Origin of the sequence: Arthrobacter sp. IK3 (genome assembly GCF_051337705.1) — a bacterium.
GTDB classification, from domain to species: Bacteria; Actinomycetota; Actinomycetes; order Actinomycetales; family Micrococcaceae; genus Arthrobacter_B; species Arthrobacter_B koreensis.
Genome location: NZ_JBPPSW010000008.1, coordinates 187,011 through 206,787, shown reverse-complemented (window position 1 = coordinate 206,787; position 19,777 = coordinate 187,011). Strand labels below are relative to the sequence as shown.

Annotated in this window: 18 protein-coding genes; 5 read left to right on the top strand and 13 right to left on the bottom strand. The window is 65.1% G+C overall.

Annotated features, from left to right (window positions below):
* From recO to ACSLGO_RS12565, 7 genes are all read right to left on the bottom strand, one after another.
* Positions 1-753: a DNA repair protein RecO gene (recO, locus tag ACSLGO_RS12595; RefSeq protein ID WP_091604700.1), complete on the bottom strand. Its 753-nt coding sequence runs from the start codon at positions 751-753 to the stop codon at positions 1-3.
* Between the two features lie 119 nt (positions 754-872).
* Complete coding sequence (leuA, locus tag ACSLGO_RS12590) at positions 873-2,621, bottom strand: 2-isopropylmalate synthase (protein ID WP_091604697.1); 1,749 nt, start codon at positions 2,619-2,621, stop codon at positions 873-875.
* 178 nt (positions 2,622-2,799) lie between these two features.
* A complete protein-coding gene (locus tag ACSLGO_RS12585) occupies positions 2,800-4,200 on the bottom strand; it encodes an LCP family protein (protein ID WP_255300512.1) in 1,401 nt (466 codons plus the stop codon).
* 239 nt (positions 4,201-4,439) lie between these two features.
* The gene (gene era / locus ACSLGO_RS12580; protein WP_091604691.1) at positions 4,440-5,369 is read right to left on the bottom strand and encodes a GTPase Era; all 930 of its coding nucleotides are present in this window, start codon (positions 5,367-5,369) and stop codon (positions 4,440-4,442) included.
* Positions 5,362-6,669, bottom strand: coding sequence for a hemolysin family protein (locus tag ACSLGO_RS12575; RefSeq protein WP_386887630.1), 1,308 nt, complete (start codon positions 6,667-6,669; stop codon positions 5,362-5,364). Before ACSLGO_RS12575 ends, era begins: the two co-directional genes overlap by 8 nt.
* Before the next feature lie 20 nt (positions 6,670-6,689).
* Positions 6,690-7,163, bottom strand: a complete 474-nt coding sequence (ybeY, locus tag ACSLGO_RS12570; RefSeq protein WP_091604685.1) for an rRNA maturation RNase YbeY — start codon at positions 7,161-7,163, stop codon at positions 6,690-6,692.
* Positions 7,160-8,197: a PhoH family protein gene (locus ACSLGO_RS12565; protein ID WP_226802453.1), complete on the bottom strand. Its 1,038-nt coding sequence runs from the start codon at positions 8,195-8,197 to the stop codon at positions 7,160-7,162. The genes ybeY and ACSLGO_RS12565 overlap by 4 nt, the downstream gene beginning before the upstream one ends.
* Positions 8,198-8,581: 384 nt before the next feature.
* On the opposite strand from ACSLGO_RS12565, the gene ACSLGO_RS12560 reads away from it, so the two are divergent.
* On the top strand, positions 8,582-9,502 hold the full coding sequence (locus ACSLGO_RS12560) for a GerMN domain-containing protein (protein WP_176697579.1): 921 nt from the start codon (positions 8,582-8,584) through the stop codon (positions 9,500-9,502).
* A 70-nt stretch (positions 9,503-9,572) separates the two neighbouring features.
* Here ACSLGO_RS12560 and ACSLGO_RS12555 read toward each other — a convergent pair whose 3' ends face one another.
* The 3 genes from ACSLGO_RS12555 to hrcA form a co-directional block, all read right to left on the bottom strand.
* The gene (locus ACSLGO_RS12555; RefSeq protein WP_091604676.1) at positions 9,573-10,355 is read right to left on the bottom strand and encodes a 16S rRNA (uracil(1498)-N(3))-methyltransferase; all 783 of its coding nucleotides are present in this window, start codon (positions 10,353-10,355) and stop codon (positions 9,573-9,575) included.
* Between the two features lie 15 nt (positions 10,356-10,370).
* On the bottom strand, positions 10,371-11,513 hold the full coding sequence (dnaJ, locus tag ACSLGO_RS12550; protein WP_152274505.1) for a molecular chaperone DnaJ: 1,143 nt from the start codon (positions 11,511-11,513) through the stop codon (positions 10,371-10,373).
* A gap of 92 nt (positions 11,514-11,605) precedes the next feature.
* Positions 11,606-12,619, bottom strand: coding sequence for a heat-inducible transcriptional repressor HrcA (gene hrcA, locus ACSLGO_RS12545; RefSeq protein WP_263126875.1), 1,014 nt, complete (start codon positions 12,617-12,619; stop codon positions 11,606-11,608).
* A gap of 172 nt (positions 12,620-12,791) precedes the next feature.
* Here hrcA and ACSLGO_RS12540 point away from each other — a divergent pair, with 172 nt between their 5' ends.
* A complete protein-coding gene (locus ACSLGO_RS12540) occupies positions 12,792-13,634 on the top strand; it encodes a DUF3097 domain-containing protein (protein WP_377955474.1) in 843 nt (280 codons plus the stop codon).
* Positions 13,635-13,787: 153 nt separating this feature from the next.
* On the top strand, positions 13,788-14,213 hold the full coding sequence (locus tag ACSLGO_RS12535) for a DUF4870 domain-containing protein (protein ID WP_091604663.1): 426 nt from the start codon (positions 13,788-13,790) through the stop codon (positions 14,211-14,213).
* An 84-nt stretch (positions 14,214-14,297) separates the two neighbouring features.
* Here ACSLGO_RS12535 and hemW read toward each other — a convergent pair whose 3' ends face one another.
* Positions 14,298-15,527 (bottom strand): radical SAM family heme chaperone HemW, encoded by a 1,230-nt coding sequence (gene hemW, locus ACSLGO_RS12530; protein WP_091604660.1) that lies wholly within the window; start codon positions 15,525-15,527, stop codon positions 14,298-14,300.
* On the bottom strand, positions 15,524-17,377 hold the full coding sequence (gene lepA / locus ACSLGO_RS12525; protein ID WP_436401233.1) for a translation elongation factor 4: 1,854 nt from the start codon (positions 17,375-17,377) through the stop codon (positions 15,524-15,526). The genes hemW and lepA overlap by 4 nt, the downstream gene beginning before the upstream one ends.
* A gap of 216 nt (positions 17,378-17,593) precedes the next feature.
* Here lepA and ACSLGO_RS12520 point away from each other — a divergent pair, with 216 nt between their 5' ends.
* A complete protein-coding gene (locus ACSLGO_RS12520) occupies positions 17,594-18,178 on the top strand; it encodes a type II toxin-antitoxin system PemK/MazF family toxin (protein ID WP_436401232.1) in 585 nt (194 codons plus the stop codon).
* A gap of 187 nt (positions 18,179-18,365) precedes the next feature.
* Complete coding sequence (rpsT, locus tag ACSLGO_RS12515) at positions 18,366-18,626, top strand: 30S ribosomal protein S20 (RefSeq protein WP_055241021.1); 261 nt, start codon at positions 18,366-18,368, stop codon at positions 18,624-18,626.
* Between the two features lie 125 nt (positions 18,627-18,751).
* On the opposite strand, the gene holA is transcribed toward rpsT, so the two are convergent.
* Positions 18,752-19,759, bottom strand: a complete 1,008-nt coding sequence (gene holA, locus ACSLGO_RS12510) for a DNA polymerase III subunit delta (RefSeq protein ID WP_436401231.1) — start codon at positions 19,757-19,759, stop codon at positions 18,752-18,754.
* Positions 19,760-19,777: the final 18 nt, after the last annotated feature.

The window sequence follows — 19,777 nt, the reverse complement described above, 5'->3', positions numbered from 1 at the left end:
CTATACACGCTCCACATGTTGAAGGGACTTAACTACCCGTTCCAGGTGCCATTGCAGGTAGCTGGCTACCAGCCCTGCCGATTCCCGGCGGGGCTGTGGACCGGAGGCGTCTGCGTACCCCCAGTCGCCGCTGAGCAGTGCCGCAAGCAGCAGCATGGTCTCGGCGGACGGAGAGGCAGAGCCCGGCGGCCGGCACGCCGGGCACACGGCACCGCCCAGCGGGGCGGAAAAAGCGCTGTGCGGACCGGGTGCTCCGCAGCGGGCACAGTCAGTAAAGGACGGCGCCCAACCCGCTGTGGACAGTGCCCGCAGGAGATAAGAATCGAGGATCAGTTCCGGTGAGTGGGCTCCGCGGCTCAGGGCGGCCATCGCACCGATGACCAGATGGTAATGCGCGTTCGCGGACTCGCCATCGACGTCGGTTAGGCGCTCGGCCGTCTCGGCGACTGCGGCTGCAGCCGTGTAGCGCGCGTAGTCTGCGGCGATACCCGCACCATAGGCCCCCTTGGTCTGGACCTGGGTCACAATGTCCAGGTTGCGCCCGTGGGAGAGCTGGAGGTCAACCACCATGAAGGGTTCGAGCCGGGCGCCGAACTTGCTGGACGTGCGGCGCACACCCTTGGCGACGGCGCGGACCTGGCCGTGGTTGCGCGTCAGGAGGATGACGATCCGGTCCGCTTCACCCAGCTTGTGGGTACGCAGCACCACGCCCTCGTCACGGTAGGTCCGTGAAGCGAATGATTTAGTGGCCACGGATCCATTTTCCCACGCTGGACCGCTTTTTCCTGCAGGACGGTATTCCTGCACGCCAGCGCGCCCGGTGCGCAGCTGCGTACCGGGCGCGCTGTCCGGCTGATTGCCGGACGGGGATGCTATTCGCCTGACGCGTCGCGGATCGCCCGGTTCACGGCGGAGATGACGGCTTTCAGCGCCGAAAGCGTGGTGTTGGAGTCGATGCCGACGCCCCACAGCACACGCTCGCCGACGGCGAGTTCAACATAGGCCGCGGCCATTGCCTTGCCGCTTGCGGACAGTGCGTGCTCCGAGTAGTCCAGCAGCCGCACATCCACGCCGTCCTGGCTCAGGATCTGCAGCAGCGCGTCAATGGGACCGGTTCCGGATGCTACCCGGCGCTGCTGCACGCCGCCGGCCCGCAGGCTGGCGGTCAGCAGGAATGAACCGTTCTCCGCAGTGTCCGCGGTGACGGAGCTGAGGGCGTAGTGGCCCCACGGCTCGGCGCCGGTGTCCGGCGTGGTGGGCAGGTACTCGTCCTGGAACACACGCCACAGTTCGGCCCCGGTAACTTCGCCGCCCACGGTGTCCGTGCGCCGCTGGATGACTCCGGAGAATTCGATCTGTGCGCGGCGCGGGAGGTCCAGGTTGTGCTCGTTCTTGAGCAGGTAGGCCACGCCGCCCTTGCCGGACTGCGAGTTCACGCGGATGACCGCTTCGTAGCTGCGGCCAATGTCCTTCGGGTCGATCGGCAGGTAAGGCACGCCCCATTCGAGTTCGTCCACGGACTTGCCGGCTGCAGCGGCTTCCTTCTCCATGGACTCGAAGCCCTTCTTGATGGCGTCCTGGTGGGATCCGGAGAATGCCGTGAAGACCAGGTCGCCGCCGTACGGGGACCGCTCGGGAACGGGCAGCTGGTTGCAGTACTCGACCGTCCGGCGGATTTCGTCCATGTTGGAGAAGTCGATCTGCGGGTCGATGCCCTGGCTGAACATGTTCATGCCCAGAGTGATCAGGTCCACGTTTCCGGTGCGCTCTCCGTTGCCGAACAGGCAGCCTTCGATTCGGTCCGCACCGGCGAGGTAGCCGAGTTCTGCCGCCGCAACCCCGGTTCCGCGGTCATTGTGCGGGTGCAGGGAGAGGATGATTGCCTCACGGTTGGCGAGGTTGCGGTGCATCCACTCAATGGAATCCGCATAAACGTTCGGTGTGGCCATTTCAACCGTGGCCGGCAGGTTCAGGATCATCTGCCGGTCGGTGGAGGCTTCCAGGACTTCAGCTACCGCGTTCGAGATGCGCAGGGCGAAGTCCAGCTCCGTGCCGGTGTAGGACTCGGGCGAGTATTCGTAGGTCACATCGATGCCACGCAGCTGCTCTTCGTACTTCTTGCACAGCCGTGCTCCGGTCAGCGCAATGTCCACGATCCCGTCCTGGTCCGTGTTGAAGACGACCTTGCGCTGCAGCACCGAGGTGGAGTTGTAGAGGTGGACAATTGCGCGGTCCGCGCCTTCGAGGGCTTCGTAGGTGCGTTCGATGAGGTGCTCGCGGGACTGGGTGAGAACCTGGATCGTGACGTCGTCCGGGATCCGATCGCCCTCGATCAGCTGGCGGACAAAGTCGAAGTCCAGCTGGGAGGCGGACGGGAATCCGACTTCGATTTCCTTGTAACCCATGTTGACCAGCAGGTCGAACATCTTGTGCTTGCGTTCCGGCGTCATGGGATCGATCAGCGCCTGGTTACCGTCACGGAGGTCGACGGCGCACCAGCGCGGTGCCTTGGTGATCACTTTGTCCGGCCAGGTGCGGTCTGGCAGATCCACGCTGATCTGGTCCTGGAACGGAACATATTTGTGGATCGGCATGCCGGAGGGCTGCTGTGCGTTTCGCATAATGTCTGGGGTGGCCTTTTCTTTGAGAGCTTTAGAAATGGTGGCCGGGCAACACAAACTCCGCAGCGAGGGTTCGGCCTAAACAGTGGGTTGCGTGGCCTCGCCGCGGCAGCTAAGAAGGAGGATCTCTGCGCGCACGTGCCCAGACTAGCACGCACGTTTAGGGGCTATAGAAAACTCAGTAACCGAACGCTGACTGGCACGTAACCTGCGCCGCGGTCTGTCCGGTCAGGCCGCCAAGATCCCCCGTGTCCTCCATGACGTTGCCCTTGGTGAAATCGGACCCTACCTGCACGACGACGCCGGTCACGGCAGAGCTCACGGCAACCTGGGATGCGGGAATGTTCAGCGCTTCGGCAACTTCCAGGGCCATATCGTCAAAGCCCGGCGCGAAGAAGACCTGCGTGCCCGGAGACGTTGAGGCGGACAGGCCGCCGGCCAGTGCCTGCGTGAACCCTTCGCTGAGCAGGTACTTTGCCAGCTCGGCGTCGCGGCCGCTCTCCGTTCCGTCGATGCCATCCAGGATGGTCACCGGAATGGCAGCCGGATCAATCTCGGCCTCCACGGGCTCGGGGGTGGTCCCCGGGGTCGCCGTGCCGGGAGTCTCCGCCGCCGGTTCCTCTTCTGCTGCCGCGCCGACGGGCTGGTCTGCGATCAGGGCGTCGAACAGCGGCTGGGCAGCGTCCTCGTCCAGGACCAGCCGGTTGGGATCAAGTTCGTACGGGACAACAGGGACCGTCACGAAAGCGACGTTGCCAAGGTCCACGTCCTTGAGCCGCCCTGCCAGGGCGATGAGCGTGGAGATGTCCGTCAGCCCCTCATCCACGGTGAGGTTCTTCGTCACGGTGTCCGCGATGGAGTACAGCCGGGGAAGGTTGTTCAGCGTCCCCTCGCCCTGGACCTTCCTGACCATGGAGGCAAGGAAGCTCTGCTGTGCCTTGATGCGGCCTTCATCGCCGCCGTTGCCGAAGCCGTGGCGCGTGCGCAGGAACGCAAGTGCCTGGTCGCCCTGGACACTGGAAACCCCCGCGGGGATGTTCAGGCCGGAGAGCGGATCGTCTACCGGTTGGTTGACGCAGACCTCAACGCCGCCCAGGGTGTTGGACAGTTCCTTCACGGCATTGAAGTCGGCCATCATAAAGTGGTCAATGCTCAGGCCGGTCATCTCGTTGATGGCTGCCACGGTGCAGCCGGGACCGCCGTTGCCCAGCGCTCCGTTCAACTGGGCAAGGTCCATCGCCTGGAACTGGAGTCCGGATTCAGGGTCGGTGCAGGCGGGCAGCGGGACCAGCAGGTCGCGGGGGAAACTCACCACGGTCACATGGGACCGGTCCGCCGCCATGTTCACGAGCATCATGACGTCGGAGTTGTTCGAATCCTGGCCGTCCCGGTTGTCGGTGCCCAGCACCAGGATCTGCATCGAATCCCGGTTGGTGTCCGCGGGGATTTCAGGCTGGCCCTGCCCGATGTTCAGCGGTTTGGTGTCGAAGTTGCTCTGCAGGCGCATGAGCTGGACCCCTGCGAACACAAGTCCGGAGACCAGCGTGAGGGAAAGCAGCACTGCCACCGCGGCAAGCACCGGGTGCGCCCCGCGCGCTTTTCCGTTGCCCAGGTGACGACCGCCCGGAACGGGTGAGGGCCGGCGTCGGCTGGTAGCGGCAGATCCGGAGGGACCATGACCTGTAGCGGCACGGCGTGATGGCATAGCCGTTCCCTCCCCTGGATCTGAAACTGATGGCTTGCGAAAATGGATGAACAAAGTGTACGGGCCGTTGCTGGAAAGAAGCTTGGGACCCGGACGGACGCCGCCCGGGGCGGCTAGAATCCCAGCTTTACCAGCTGTTTGGGATCCCGCTGCCAGTCCTTGGCGATCTTCACGTGCAGGTCCAGGTAAACCCGGGTACCCAGCAGCGCTTCGATGCCGCGGCGTGCATTCGTTCCCACTTCGCGAAGGCGTGAACCGCCCCGCCCAATGATAATCGCTTTCTGCGACGGACGTTCAACGTAGAGATTTACCCTGACATCCAGCAGCGGGTTTTCGTCGCTGCGGCCCTCACGGGGGACAATCTCCTCGACCACCACGGCAAGTGAATGGGGCAGTTCATCCCGTACGCCCTCGAGCGCCGCTTCACGGACCAGTTCGGCAACCATCACGGCTTCCGGTTCGTCGGTCAGCTCTCCGTCCGGGTACAGCGGAGGGGACGCGGGCATGTGTGAGGCAAGGACATCCGCAACAGTGTCCACCTGGAAGCCGTCGGCAGCGGAGACCGGAACAACGTCCGCCCAGCCCGCTTCCCCCAGCACTTCGTTGCCCAGTGCCGTCACGGACATCAGCTGCTTCGCGAGGGCGGCGCGGTCAACCAGGTCCGTCTTGGTAACCAGCGCGACGACGGGCTTCCGCTTCAGCGCTGCCAGCTGGTTTGCAATGTAGCGGTCGCCCGGGCCCACGGCTTCGTTGGCGGGCAGGCAGAACCCGATGGCGTCCACCTCTGCAAGCGTGTCCGCTACCAGGTCATTGAGCCGCTGTCCCAGCAAGGTGCGGGGACGGTGCAAACCGGGCGTGTCCACCAGGATGAGCTGGGACGTTTCCCTGTGCACGATTCCGCGGATGGTGTGCCGGGTGGTCTGCGGCTTCGCCGAGGTGATCGCCACCTTCTGTCCTACCAGGGCGTTGGTCAGCGTGGACTTGCCGGCGTTGGGCCGTCCCACCAGGGACACGAATCCGGCGCGGAACGTGGGTTCAGTCATTTCGGGGTACCAGTTCTGTTGTTTGTGGGCGGTCCGGGTGGGCCGCCGCCGTCGTATAGTCTTCGCCGTTTTCCGGCTGCCGCCAGGCAAGGACGTGGGAGACCCGGTTGCGCCGTCCTTCGAGCCGCTCGGCATGGAGCACGATCGACTCGACGACTACTTCGCTGCCCACGATAGGCACGCGGCCAAGGGCTTTGGCCAGCAGGCCGCCCACGGTATCCACCTCGTCGTCCTCGAGGCTGATGTCGAACAGTTCGCCGAGGTCATCGATTCCGGCCTTGGAGCTGAGCCGGTAGCGGCCGTCGCCCAGGTCTTCGATGTCCGGCCGCTCTGAGTCGTACTCGTCAACGATTTCGCCAACAATCTCTTCGATCAGGTCTTCGAGGGTCACCAGTCCGGCAGTTCCGCCGTACTCATCGATCACCACGGCCACGTGGGTGGACTCGCGCTGCAGTTCCTGCAGCAGCTCCCCCACCGCCTTGGATTCGGGGACATAGCGGACCGGCCGGCAAAAACCGTCCACGGCCTGGCTGCCGGCTTCAGGATCCCGGCCGTGCATCTGGGCCGCTACGTCCTTGAGATAGAGGATGCCGACGATCTGGTCCGCGCTGTCCTCGATGACGGGCACCCGGGAGTAACCCGACCGCAGGAACAGGGACATCGCCTGCCGGAGGGTGGACCCCGAATCGATGCAAACCATGTCAGTCCGCGGGACCATCACCGAACGCACCTTGGTATCGCCAAGCTCGAAGACGGAATGGATCAGTTCCGCTTCGGTGTTCTCGATCATGTCCGCTTCCGAGGCGCGGTCCAGCAGTTCGCGGAACTCCTCCTCCGTGAAGAAGGCTGCATCCGGGCCCTGCGTTCCCGGGGCCACGGCGGAGCCGATCTTCACGAGCCAGCCGGGGATAGGTCCAAGGATGGTGCGCAGCACGCTCACCAGCCCTGCGGTAAGGACTACGACGCCGGTGACGTGCCGCCGGCCGATCTGGCGCGGGGAGACTCCCACCAGCACAAAACCCACTCCGGCCATGGTGACCGTAGCCAGGAGCCCGGCAAGCCAAAGGTTCTCGACGACGAGCTGGAAAGCCATGGCGACCGACACCGCCGTCGCCATTTCGAACCAGACCCGCCAGAACCGCAGCGCATGCATGTGCGCCACAGGGTGCTGCAGGATCCGCTTCAGCGGTTTCCCGGCGCGGCCGGTGAGCAGCGCCTCGGCTTCATGGCGCGGGAGGTAGCCGTAGGCTGCCTCGGCGGCGGTCAGGAGTCCGGCCAGCACCACGAAGGCGATGGCCATGACCACTAGGACGCCTACGCTCAACTGCGTGTCTCCTTCGGGGCTTCCCTGCCCGTGTAGTCCGAGAGCAGCCGGCGCTGGAGGCCGAACATTTCGGCTTCCTCCTCGGGTTCGGCGTGATCGTAGCCAAGCAGGTGCAGGATGCCGTGGGTAGTCAGCAGCAGGAGCTCGTCTTCCAGGCCGTGGCCGGCCGTCTTAGCCTGGCGTTCCGCAACCTGCGGGCACAGCACAATGTCCCCCAGGACCCCCGCCGGGGTTGGGCGTCCCGGTGTGCCGGGACGCAGCTCGTCCATCGGGAAGGACAGCACGTCGGTGGGGCCGGGAAGGTCCATCCACTCGATGTGAAGTTTTTCGATGGCGTCCTCGTCCACGAGGATGATCGAAAGTTCGGCCTCCGGGTGGACGTACATGGCGTCCAGGACGAACCGGCCCAGGCGGGACAGCGCTTCCTCGTCCGCCGGCATGGCTGACTCGTTGTTGACTTCGATGCTCATCGCTTCTTCTCCTGCGCCGCATTGCCTGCCCCGGTGCGGGAACGGCGTTCTTCATCCCACTCGCTGTAGGCGGTCACGATGTCGCTCACCAGGCGGTGCCGGACGACGTCAGTGGCGGTGAGTTCGGAGAAATGCACGTCCTCGATGCCGTCCAGGATTTCATGGACGATCCGCAGGCCGGAGGTAGTGGAGCCGGGGAGGTCCACCTGGGTAACGTCGCCGGTGACCACCATCTTGGACCCGAACCCAAGGCGCGTCAGGAACATCTTCATCTGTTCCGGCGTCGTGTTCTGCGCTTCGTCCAGGATGATGAAGGCGTCGTTGAGGGTACGGCCACGCATGTAGGCCAGCGGGGCTACCTCGATGGTTCCGGCGGCCATGAGCCGGGGAATCGATTCCGGGTCCATCATGTCGTGCAGCGCGTCGTAGAGCGGACGCAGGTACGGATCGATCTTGTCGTTAAGCGTGCCGGGAAGGAATCCAAGCCGCTCCCCCGCTTCAACCGCCGGACGGGTCAGGATGATTCGGTTGACTTCCTTCTGCTGCAGGGCCTGGACCGCCTTGGCCATGGCCAGGTAAGTCTTTCCGGTGCCCGCCGGGCCTATCCCGAAGACAACCGTATTGCGGTCGATCGCGTCAACGTAGTTCTTCTGGTTGAGCGTCTTCGGGCGGATGGTGCGGCCGCGCGTCGAAAGGATGTTCTGGGTGAGGACCTCGGCCGGCCGGTCCGCACTCTGGTCCCTGAGCATGGTGATCAGCTGTTCGAGGATCTGGGGCGTCACCCGCGTCTGGTGCCGCGCAAGGACGCGGACCTCGTTGACGAGGCGGACGGTCCGGTCCACTGCAGGGGCTGGGCCGGAGACTGAGAGCTCGTTTCCGCGGACGTGGAGGTTCACCTCCGGAAAGGCGTTCTCGATGACTTTCAGGGCTTCATCGTTCGCGCCCAAAGACTGGACCATGTGCTCGGTTGAGTCGAAGACAATCGTCTGCTGGTCCTCACGGATGGTGCCGATTCCTGCTGAAGATTCGGTCATATATGCGGCCCCTCGGCCTCTCATCGCCCCTTATCGGAATTCTGGATGGTACGTCTGCTGAAGTTCATGGTGCCCACAGACTTCTTAATTCTACTGGATATGCGCCCGCACGTGCCCCGCCGGCTTCCGGTAGCGCTGCAGGGAACGGATCGGCGGATCAGTTACGGACTGTGTGAGCTGTATTACGCCGTTTGTCTCGGCTTGGCATCGTCTGGGTCTCAATCAAGTATCAGTCCCGGCCGGAAGGCCGGAACCCCCGGTTTGGGCCCGTGCGGCTGTGCCAAGCTTGATGGAATGCTCCGGCCGCGACCCCCTGTCCCGGACGGACCCCCACAGCATCGACCGGACTCGTGCCGGCACAGGACATGGAAGGCAGGGACAGTCATGACCGAGCAGCGAACTCGCCGCTCCGCACGTTTCCGCCTCCTGCTGGCCGCGGCAGCAGCCCCGCTGCTTCTGGGTTCCTGCGGCGTGGTTGCGGAACTGCCCACCACCAGCATGCCCAGCTCCTTTAGCGCCGCGACTTCCCCCGAGGGTCACCCGATGGCTGTTTCCGCACCTGCGGAAGCTACGGAATCAAAGGTAGTGATGCCGGTCTACTGGCTGGGCCTGAACGGGTCCGATGTCCAGCTGTACCGTGAGTTCCTTCCGTCGAAGAACACGGGCGACCCCATCGGGGAAGCGGTAATGACCATGACTACCGCGACGCCGTCAGATGATGACTACTTCACGCCGTGGGCCCCGGCCTCCAGGGTCACTGCCTCGATCTCCAGCAAGAACGTCATCACAGTGGACATTTCCGCGGATGCCTTCAAGCCGTCCCTGGATGCCGGCATGGCCCACCGCGCGGTCCAGCAGCTGGTGTATACGGCAACCGCCGCAGCCGCGAATGCGGGCCTGACTACTGCCGGCTACAACGCAAGTGTTGCCGTACTCGTGGACGGCAAGGCCGGTTACAAGGCGTTCGGCCATGAGGACCTGGAAGGGGACCTCACGCGGGACAAGTCCATGCCCGCGCCGATCTGGATCATCAGCCCGCAGGCGGGAGACGGCACTGAGGCTTCCGTGACGGTCACCGGCTCCGCCGTGGAGCGCGATGAGCCGCTGTTCTGGAGCGTGGAGCGGGTAGTCAACGGACGGCCTGAGACGTCCGCCCTGAAATCCGGTGAGATCCGGCTGGATGCCGCATCCGGCGAGACGGCGATGTTCGACATCCAGATCGACCTGGACCCCGGTGAGTACAGCCTGCGCGTGTTCCACGGCGAGGGCGAGAACGAGGATTCGAAGCGCTTCACGGTCTACTAGGCTCTCCGGCCTCGGAGAGCCCAAATTCAGCAGCTGACCCGGGAAGGACCTTAGTCCGCCCGGGCCGTGCTCAGTTCCAGCGGCCCAGCAGGTGGTTCAGCAGCACCAGGGCAGCAGGGCCCGCACTCGAGGAACGCAGCACATGCGGACCCAGCCGAACCGCAACCGCACCGGCGTTCCGCAAGGCCTGGAGTTCAGCCGGGCTGATTCCACCCTCCGGCCCCACCACGACGGCGATGGACCGGATTCCAGCCTCCAGGCCGGTTCCCACGGACCGTGCCAGCGCGAGTTCAACGGCAGCTGCCAGTGGAACGTCGGCTTCCTCGTGAAGCACCAGGACCAAATCGGTCCCCGCCAGGACCGCAGCAAGGGCCTTGCTGTCGGCGACATCGCGCACCTGCGGAATCCGGGACCTGCGGGACTGCTTGGCCGCCGAGGTCACTACGGCGCGCCACTTGGCCTGGCCCTTGGCCGCCTTGTCAGCACGCCACCGCACGATGCTGCGCTCGGACTGCCAGGGAAGGACTGCGTCCACGCCAAGTTCGGTTGCGGCCTCGATCGCCTGCTCGTCCCGGTCGCCCTTGGCCAGTGCCTGGACAAGCGTGATCTCGCAGTCCTGGCCTGATTCTACCGCTACGTCCCGGACATCGACTTCCAGCAATCCCGGCTCGGCGGACCGTACGGTTCCGCGCAGGCGGGTTCCGGCGCCGTCGACAATATCCACGTCTTCTCCCGGTGAGAGCCGCTTGACTGCCACTGCATGCCGCGCCTCAGGGCCGGTGAGCGCGAAGACGCTCCCCGGTGCCGCGGCAGCAACGAGTTCGGGATCGCCGAAGAAGATGGGGTTGGTCACCGTGGGCTCCGGCGCCTAGTGGTTGCCGAGACGGTCGCGCAGCTTGGCGAAGACACCGCTGTTGCTGCTGCCGCTGACCCGCCCTTCGGCGAATTCCTCTCCGCGCAGTTCCGCGAGCCGGCGCAGCAGTTCCTCCTGCGCGGCGTCGAGCTTCTGCGGGGTCTCCACCTGGACGTGCACCATCAGGTCACCGCGGCCGTAACCGCGCAGGTGGGTCACGCCAAGACCCTTGAGCGTAGTGACTTCACCGGACTGGGTGCCGGCCTTGATGTTGATCTCACGTTCACCGTCAAAGGTGTCCATGGTGATGACGGTGCCCAGTGCGGCCGCCGTCATCGGCACCGTCAGGGTTGCGTGCAGGTCATCGCCGTCGCGCATGAACACGGGATCCGCGTTGACCCGGATTTCGACGTACAGGTCACCCTGCGGTCCGCCGGCAGTTCCGGCTTCACCCTGTCCGCTGAGCTGGATCCTGGTGCCTGTTCCGACGCCGGCGGGAACCTTGATGGTCAGGGTGCGGCGGCTGCGGACGCGTCCTTCCCCGGCACATTCGTGGCACGGGTCCGGGATGACGGTGCCGAATCCCTGGCACGAGCCGCAGGGCGCGGTGGTCATGACCTGGCCGAGGATTGAACGCACTGCACGCTGGACCTGGCCGCTGCCGTGGCAGATGTCGCAGGTGCGGGGCGAGGTTCCGGGCTGGCAGCAGGAGCCCTCACAGGTGGGGCAGAGGACAGCGGTTTCGACGTCGATTTTCTTGTTTGTGCCGAAGACGGCATCCTTCAGGTCGATCCGGACGTTGATCAGCGCATCCTGGCCGCGCCGGGTGCGCGATGCCGGGCCCCGTCCCCCGCCGGGGGCTCCGCCGCCAAAGAAGGTGTCGAAGATGTCCTGGAAGCCGAAGCCCTGGCCGCCGAAGCCGGCGCCGCCAAACCCGTTGTCCGTGCCGTTTTCCTGGCCGGTGGTGTCGTAGACCCGGCGCTTCTGCGGGTCGGAGAGGACCTCGTAGGCATGGGTCACGGCTTTGAACTCGTCCGCAGCTCCGGGGGCGGTATTCACGTCCGGATGCAGTTTGCGGGCCAGCTTGCGGTAGGCCTTCTTGATTTCCTCGCCGGTGGCATCCCGGCTCACGCCGAGTACCTGGTAGTGATCACTCACTCGTGCACATCGCTTCCTGTATTGCGTACCCCGCCTCGGGGGTGGTTAGTCTTCCGCAGGGCACCGTTCGGCGCGCCTGCCGGTCTGGTGGGTCAGTTGTTCAGGACCCGGGAAAGGTAGCGGGCAACGGCTCGGACCGCTGCCATGGTGTTGGGGTAGTCCATCCGGGTGGGACCGAGGATTCCAACCATAGCGGACGCGTCCGGCCCGTACCCAGTGGCTACGACGGATGCCTCGGACAGGGAACCGTACGGATTCTCGGATCCGATCCGCACCGAAACACCCCTGGCATCCTGTTCCATCTCGGAGAGCAGCCGGAGCATGACCACCTGCTCTTCGAGGGCCTCCAGGATGGGGCCGATGGTCAGCGGGAAGTCACCGGTGGCCCGGGCCAGGTTCGCAGTGCCGGCCATCACCATGCGGTCTTCACGGTTGATGCCGGCCAGCTGTTCAAGTGCCCGTCCCAGCGCGCCAGCGGTGCCGCGCAGGTGCGCCGGCACGGTGGCCAGCGTATCCGCGAGATGGGAAGTGATCCGGGTCAGAGTGGTTCCGGCCAGTGCCTGGAGGAAGTGCTGGCGCAGTTCGTGCAGGTCCTGTTCGGTTACGGGAGCGGGGGCGGTGATGACCCGCTGTTCCACCCGGCCCGTCGTGGAGATCAGGACTACCAGCACCTGCGCCGGTGCCAGCAGGACGAATTCGATGTGCCGCACCTTGGCATTGCCCAGGTGCGGATATTGAACGACGGCGACCTGGTTGGTCAGCTGGGAGAGGAGACGCACCGTGCGGTCCAGAATGTCATCGATGTCCTCCGCATCCTCCAGGAGTGTCTGGATGGCACGGCGTTCAGCCGCGGAAAGCGGCTTGAGGTCCGAAAGCTGGTCCACGAACAGGCGGTAGCCCTTGTCCGTGGGGATGCGCCCTGCGGACGTGTGCGGCGCAACGATCAGGCCCTCTTCTTCGAGGACAGCCATGTCATTGCGGATGGTTGCGGAGGAAACCCCGAGGTGGTGGCGTTCAACCAGGGCCTTTGAGCCGACCGGTTCACGCGAGTGGACGTAGTCTTCGACGATGGCCCGGAGCACCTCGAGCCGGCGTGGTTCGCTCAATGGTTTCCTCCTTCGCTGACTGGCTTTCCGCTGGCAGCTGTTCTCAGGCCAGACTTAGCACTCGGTGTCCCTAAGTGCTAAGTCTAATACCATCCGCTCCCGTTGCTAGCATTGGTTCCTGCGTGCCTGCCGCCACCGCAGGCCCTTCGCGCGTCGTCAGGAACGAGGAGTCATGCCCAGCTACGAGTGGGGTCCGCAGGACATCACCGCCCCGGCCCGTAAGGCCCTGCGGCAGGTGGGTGCCGAGAAGGGCCTGGTGCTGGAGGAAGTCCAGACCGGGTGGGTAGGCGCGGTGATCCGCACCGAGAAATCCGGCGGCATGCACCTGGTGGTGCTGGAAGATTACCGCGGGCGCACCCGGTCCTTTGAGCTGGGCTTCGGATTCCTCCTGGAAGGCGAACCCGTTGAAGTTGTCCCGGCCGTTCAGGCCCAGGCCCCCGTTGCCCGGCGTACGGCGTCAGGCTCTGTCGCCGTGGAGAACGTCCGTGCGCGAACGGCCCGGGCCAGCCGTATCTGGGTTGAGGGCAAACACGACGCGGAACTGGTGGAAAAGGTCTGGGGTGACGACCTGCGGATTGAAGGCATCGTCGTCGAACCCCTCCACGGCGTGGACGACCTTGCCGGTGCCGTGCGGGAGTTCTCTCCCGGACCCGGGAGGCGGCTCGGGATCCTCGTAGACCATCTGGTGTCCGGGTCCAAGGAATCCCGCATAGCGGCTGAAGCCATGAGGGTGCCCGGAGCTGCCGGGAACGTGCTCATTGTCGGGCACCCGTACGTGGACGTCTGGCAGGCCATCAAGCCCCACGTCATCGGACTGGCTGAATGGCCCGTGGTGCCCCGGCATGAAGACTGGAAGACCGGAATCCTCAAGGGACTTGGCTGGCCGCACCGCGACCACACCGACGTCGCCGTGGGCTGGAAGAAGCTCCTGGGTTCGGTCCGCACTTACGCCGATTTGGAGCCGTCACTGCTGGGCCGGGTGGAGGAAGTCATCGACTTCCTCACCGTTCCGTAGGACTGCGCCGGAAACCTGGCGCGCCCGCCGTCGGCACGGCACGCGGGGCCCCGGTGCCTGCTCCGGCCGCTGAAGCCAGTACCCTTGTCTAACAACAGGTACCCGCGGGGGGGGCGACCCCTGCGTCATCTGAGAGTTAAAGGAAAAGCCACCGTGTCCAACCCACGCCCGAACCACCCGCAGCCGGCTAACAGCGGTTCGCCGGCGCGCCCGGACTACCAGGGTGCCCCGGCCAACGCCCTTCCCCTGACCGCGTCGGAAGACCGCCAGTGGGCAACCCTTTCCCATTTTGGCGGGATCCTGGGTTTTGTTCCTTCCCTCATCATCTATCTGGTGTTCCGTGACCGCGGGCCGTTCACGGCCCAGGAGTCCAAGGAAGCGCTGAACTTCACGCTACCCCCCACCATCCTGGCCCTCGTTGCCTGGCTGCTTTCCTTCATTCCGGTGGTCGGCGGGTATTTCGCCATCCTGAATGCACTCATCTGGATTGTCGTGGCAGTGTACTCGGTGATCGCCGGAATCGAATGCAACCGCGGCCGGCCTTACCGCTACCGTTTCAACCTGCGCCGTTTCCGCTGACACGTCAGCGCTGACGCTTCCGGCCCCACGCGAAAGACCCGCCGCCCCATGGGGGCCGGCGGGTCTTTTGGTTCTGTGCACGGTCTACGGGAGCAGGCGCCGCACCACGGCGTCGGCCAGCAGCCGGCCCCGAAGCGTGAGCAGCACGGTTCCCGCGATGGCGGCCTTCGGTTCAACCAGGCCGTCCGCAATCAGGCCGGCGATCTCGTGCCGTCCCTCCGGGCGGAGCAGTTCCCGCGGCAGGCCTTCGGCCAGCCGGGTGCGCAGCATGACGTCTTCGAGGTAGCGGGTGTCCGCGTCGAGGGTCTCACGCCCGACGGCGGGTGACTCCCCCGCCGCGATGCGCTGGGCGTAGGCCGTGGGGTGCTTGGCGTTCCACCAGCGGACACCGCCAACGTGGGAGTGCGCCCCGGGTCCGATCCCCCACCAGTCATCGCTGCGCCAGTAGGCCAGGTTGTGCCGGCAGGCATCCTGCGGCGTGCGCGCCCAGTTACTGACCTCGTACCAGTTGAGCCCGGCAGCCGTGAACAGCTCGTCGGCCAGCAGGTACTTGTCCGCGTGGTCGTCGTCGTCGATAGGCGGGACTTCGCCGCGGCGCATGCGCGCGGCCAGCTTGGTCCCCTCCTCTACGATCAGCGCGTAGGCGGAAATGTGGTCGGGTTCGTAGCTCAGGGCTTCCTCGACCGAGTGCTTCCAGTCCGCCAGGGACTCACCGGGCGTGCCGTAGATCAGGTCGACGCTGACTTTCAGTCCGGCATCCCGCGCCCACTGCACCGCCTGAGGCACCCGGGAAGGCGTATGGGTGCGGTCCAGGACCGCCAGGACGTGCGGCACGGCGGACTGCATGCCAAAGGACACGCGGGTGAAGCCGGCATCGGCAAGAAGCTGCAGCGATTCCGGGGTCACCGAGTCGGGGTTGGCCTCAGTGGTAACTTCCGCGCCTGGTGCCAGACCCCACTGCTGTACGGCTGTGCCCAGGATGGCGGCCAGGTCTTCGGCGGGCAGCAGGGTTGGGGTTCCGCCGCCGAAGAAGACAGTCTCAATGGGGCGTTCGGGAAGGCCTGACGCCGTCAGCGCCCCGGCAGCGAAACGCACCTCCTGCGCGGCTGTGGCCGCGTAGGCGTCCTGCGAGGCACCTCCACCCAGTTCGGTAGCGGTGTAGGTGTTGAAGTCGCAGTAGCCGCAGCGTACGGCGCAGAACGGAATGTGGACGTACAGCCCGAATTTCCGCTCTGCAGCCGCCGCTGCTGCGTCGGACGGGAGAAGTCCGTCCTTTGGCGCGGGATCCCCGAGGGGCAGTGCGCTGGGTGTCACTTCTTGGATTTGTCCTTGGATTCGTCGGAGGACAGGGCAGCCACGAAGGCTTCCTGCGGGACTTCCACGCGGCCAACCATCTTCATGCGCTTCTTGCCTTCCTTCTGCTTTTCCAGCAGCTTGCGCTTACGGCTGATGTCGCCGCCGTAGCACTTGGCAAGCACGTCCTTGCGGATGGCGCGGATGGATTCGCGGGCAATGATGCGGGAGCCGATGGCGGCCTGGATGGGAACCTCGAACTGCTGCCGGGGAATCAGTTCCCGCAGCTTCCCGGTCATCATGACGCCGTAGGCGTAGGCCTTGTCCTTGTGGGTAATGGAGCTGAAGGCGTCCACCTGCTCGCCCTGCAGCAGGATGTCCACCTTGACCAGGTCGGAGACCTGCTCGCCGTCGGCCTTCCAGTCCAGGGAGGCGTAGCCGCGGGTCTTGGACTTCAGCACGTCGAAGAAATCGAAGACAATCTCGGCCAGCGGCAGGCGGTACCGGATTTCTACCCGGTCTTCGGAGAGGTAGTCCATGCCGCCCAGGACACCGCGGCGGGTCTGGCACAGTTCCATGATGGCCCCCACGAACTCACTGGGTGCCAGGATGGTGGCCGCCACCATCGGCTCGCGGACCTCTTTGATTTTGCCTTCGGGGTACTCGCTGGGGTTGGTCACGGTGACCACCTTGTTGTCCTCAAGCGTCACCTCGTACTCAACGTTGGGTGCGGTGGAGATGAGGTCCAGGTTGTATTCGCGCTCGAGCCGTTCACGCGTGATTTCGAGGTGCAGCAGGCCAAGGAAGCCCACGCGGAAACCGAAACCGAGGGCGGCCGAGGTTTCGGGTTCGTACACCAGCGCGGCGTCGTTGAGCATCAGCTTTTCCAGCGCGTCACGCAGTACCGGGTAGTCGGCGCCGTCGATCGGGTACAGGCCGGAGAAGACCATGGGCTTGGCATCGGCGTAGCCGGGCAGTGATTCGGCGGCGGGCTTTGCCAGATTGGTGACGGTGTCCCCCACCTTGGACAGGCGGACGTCCTTCACACCGGTGATCAGGTAACCCACCTCGCCGACGCCGAGGCCCTTGGAAGGCGTGGGTTCGGGCGAGCTGACGCCGATTTCAAGGAGTTCGTGGCTCGCGCGGGTGGACATCATCTGCACGCGTTCGCGCGGGGAGAGCTTGCCGTCCACCACGCGGACGTAGGTGACCACGCCGCGGTAGGTGTCATAGACGGAGTCGAAGATCATGGCACGTGCCGGTGCGTTGGGATCGCCCACCGGGGCCGGAATGTCCCGGACAATCTGGTCCAGCAGGGTTTCGACGCCCACACCGGTCTTGCCGGAGACCTTCAGGACGTCCGCAGGGTCGCCGCCGATCAGATGGGCGAGTTCCTCGGCGTACTTCTCCGGCTGCGCTGCCGGCAGGTCGATCTTGTTGAGGACCGGGATGATGGTCAGGTCGTTTTCCATCGCCAGATAGAGGTTGGCAAGGGTCTGCGCTTCGATCCCCTGAGCGGCATCCACCAGCAGCACTGCTCCTTCGCAGGCCGCCAGGGAGCGGGAGACTTCATAGGTGAAGTCGACGTGGCCCGGGGTGTCGATCATGTTCAGGGCGTAGGAGGTGTTCTCGAGTTCCCACGGCATGCGTACAGCCTGGGACTTGATGGTGATTCCGCGTTCGCGTTCAATGTCCATGCGGTCCAGGTACTGGGCTTTCATGTCCCGCTGCTGGACTACGCCGGTGAGCTGGAGCATGCGGTCAGCCAGGGTGGACTTGCCATGGTCGATGTGGGCGATGATGCAGAAATTCCGAATGATCGCCGGATCCGTCGCGGCAGGCACCGGTGAGAAGCGGGCCAGAGGTGACACTGTGGCGGTTCCTTTACTGTTTGCATGGCTTCGGCGCCGTGCCGGATGCGCGATCGCATTCCGAAGCGCCGCTCGCACGCAGGGATTGAACGAAGTTGGACTGGTTTCTAAGTTAACAGTCTCCCACGTTTACCCCGCCGGACCCGAACTGTCCGCGGCTGACACTGGCCGGACGCTGCGCAGCGGCCCGGCAGTTGCCGGGCCTAGGATGTCCGCATGGCTTTTTCTTCCCGCAACCTGCTCAGCCTTGCCCGGACGGCCCTGCGTGCGGCCCGGCACCTGGCCGCGCCACCTGCGAAGGCTCCCCGCCGGGCCCTGTCCAAGACCAGCCGGACGCCGGACCCGCGGTTTTCGGCTCCGGGGACGGTTGCTGCAGGGACGTCTTCGGCGCGCACGTCCCGGACTGCCGGCTATCCCGGTGACTACACCGGACGCATTCAGCCCGTCTATGCCCCCAGGCCGGACGGAGCCCCGGACCCCGGTGAAGTTGTCTGGGCCTGGGTCCCGTACGAAGAGGATCCTTCCCAGGGCAAGGACCGCCCGGTACTGCTGATTGGGCGCAGCGGCTCCCGCCTGCTGGGCCTGATGCTGACCACGAGGGACCGGAACAACTCCCGTGGATCGGATCCGGCCTATCTGGACATTGGTTCCGGCGCCTGGGACAGCAAGGGCCGTCCCAGTGAAGTAAAACTGGACCGCATTATCACCCTGGACCCGGCCGATGTCCGGCGCCAGGGTGCAGTAGTGGACCGCGCTGTCTTCGAACGGGTGGCGGACCGGCTCTCCGCTCTTCGCGGCTGACCGGGCCCGGAAGCGTGCCGGGTTCCGCACTGCCCGCGAAGTTCTGCTAACATTTATTGCTGTGTGTCCGCGCAGGTCGACGGGCACTTCAGGCCGGGCGCCATTACGGTATCCCCACGCCGCTCAGTCAATGTCTGGTCTGAAATTCCCTCACCGACCAAGTCCGCAATACAAAGAGAGTTTATAAGTGGCCAATATTAAGTCCCAGAAGAAGCGCATCCTCACCAACGAGAAGGCGCGTCAGCGCAACAACTCGGTGAAGTCCGAGCTGAAGACGCTTATCCGCAACGTGGATAACGCTGTCACCGCTGCTGACAAGGAAGCGGCTCAGGCAGCCCTGCAGGCTGCTACCCGCAAGCTGGACAAGGCTGTCAGCAAGGGCGTTATCCACAAGAACAACGCTGCTAACCGCAAGTCGGCCATCTCCAAGAAGGTCAACGCGCTCTAAGCGGAAGCAACACCCTGAGTTTTACGCAGAAACGGCTGGTCCTTCGGGACCGGCCGTTTTTGGGTTAAGGCCCCATGCAGATGTGCCGGCGGCCTCAGCCAGCCGGACACTGCGGGGGTGCGTACCTAGCGCCCGGAGGCTGCCAGTGCAATCACGGTTACGGCCCGCTCCACCGCATACACCGGGTCACGGCCGGCGCCCTTGACCTGCGCGTCCGCCTCGGCGAGGACCTGCACGGCCTTCACCAGGGATTCGGAGGAGAACCGCTGCGCGTCCCGGCGTGCCTGGTCAACCTGCCAGGGAGCCATCCCCAGTTCCTTGGCCAGCGACGCGGACGAGCCGCGGAGGTCTGCCACCCGGGCCACGCCCCGCACCTTCATGGCCAGTGCGGCCACCAGCGGAACCGGGTCCACTCCAGTGGCCAGGGCGTGCCGCAGCATTGAGAGCGCCGCGCCCGCCCGGCCGGCTAATGCGGCGTCCGCTACCTTGAACGCTGTTGCTTCGACCCGCCCGCCGTAGTATTTCTCGACAGTTTCTTCGGTAACTTCGCCGGAGGTGTCGTTCATCAGCTGCTGGCAGGCGGACGCGAGTTCGGCCAGGCTGGACCCTACGGCGCTGACCAGCGCACGGACCGCTCCGCCGTCGATCCGGCGCTTGGCTGCCTTGAACTCCTGGGAGACAAAATCAGCTTTGTCGGCGTCCTTCTTGAACGGCTGGCAGTCAACCACCGGCGCCTTGGAGGACTTGACGGCGTCCAGCAGTTTCTTTCCCCGGTTTCCCCCGCCATGATGCAGGACCAGCACCGTGTCCGGGGCCGGGTCCGACAGGTAGGCCAGCGTATCGTTCAGGAACTCCTCGCTCATGTGGGCGAGGTTCGCCGCTTCGATCAACTTGGCCTCGCCAAAGAGGGACGGGCTGGCAATGAGTGTCAGTTCCCCGGAGGCATAGGCAGCGGCGTCGATCCGGATGACTTCTGTGTCCGGAGCCTGGCTGCGCTGCTGCAGCCGGATGTTCTCCATCGCCCGACCGGCAAGGTACTCCTCCGGCCCCGTCAGCAGCACTACGGGAGCCGGCGCGGCCTGCCGCCAGGAGACAGTACCTGCCGCCGGCTTAGCGGAAGTTTTCTTTGGCACGGCCGGATTCACGGATGC

Coding starts and splice junctions, on each gene's coding strand:
- leuA (WP_091604697.1), bottom strand. CDS start 2,621: ATGCGAAACGCACAGCAGCCCTCCGGCATGCCGATCCACAAATATGTT.
- era (WP_091604691.1), bottom strand. CDS start 5,369: ATGACTGAACCCACGTTCCGCGCCGGATTCGTGTCCCTGGTGGGACGG.
- ACSLGO_RS12575 (WP_386887630.1), bottom strand. CDS start 6,669: ATGGCCATCGCCTTCGTGGTGCTGGCCGGACTCCTGACCGCCGCCGAG.
- ybeY (WP_091604685.1), bottom strand. CDS start 7,163: ATGAGCATCGAAGTCAACAACGAGTCAGCCATGCCGGCGGACGAGGAA.
- ACSLGO_RS12565 (WP_226802453.1), bottom strand. CDS start 8,197: ATGACCGAATCTTCAGCAGGAATCGGCACCATCCGTGAGGACCAGCAG.
- ACSLGO_RS12560 (WP_176697579.1), top strand. CDS start 8,582: ATGACCGAGCAGCGAACTCGCCGCTCCGCACGTTTCCGCCTCCTGCTG.
- ACSLGO_RS12540 (WP_377955474.1), top strand. CDS start 12,792: ATGCCCAGCTACGAGTGGGGTCCGCAGGACATCACCGCCCCGGCCCGT.
- ACSLGO_RS12520 (WP_436401232.1), top strand. CDS start 17,594: ATGGCTTTTTCTTCCCGCAACCTGCTCAGCCTTGCCCGGACGGCCCTG.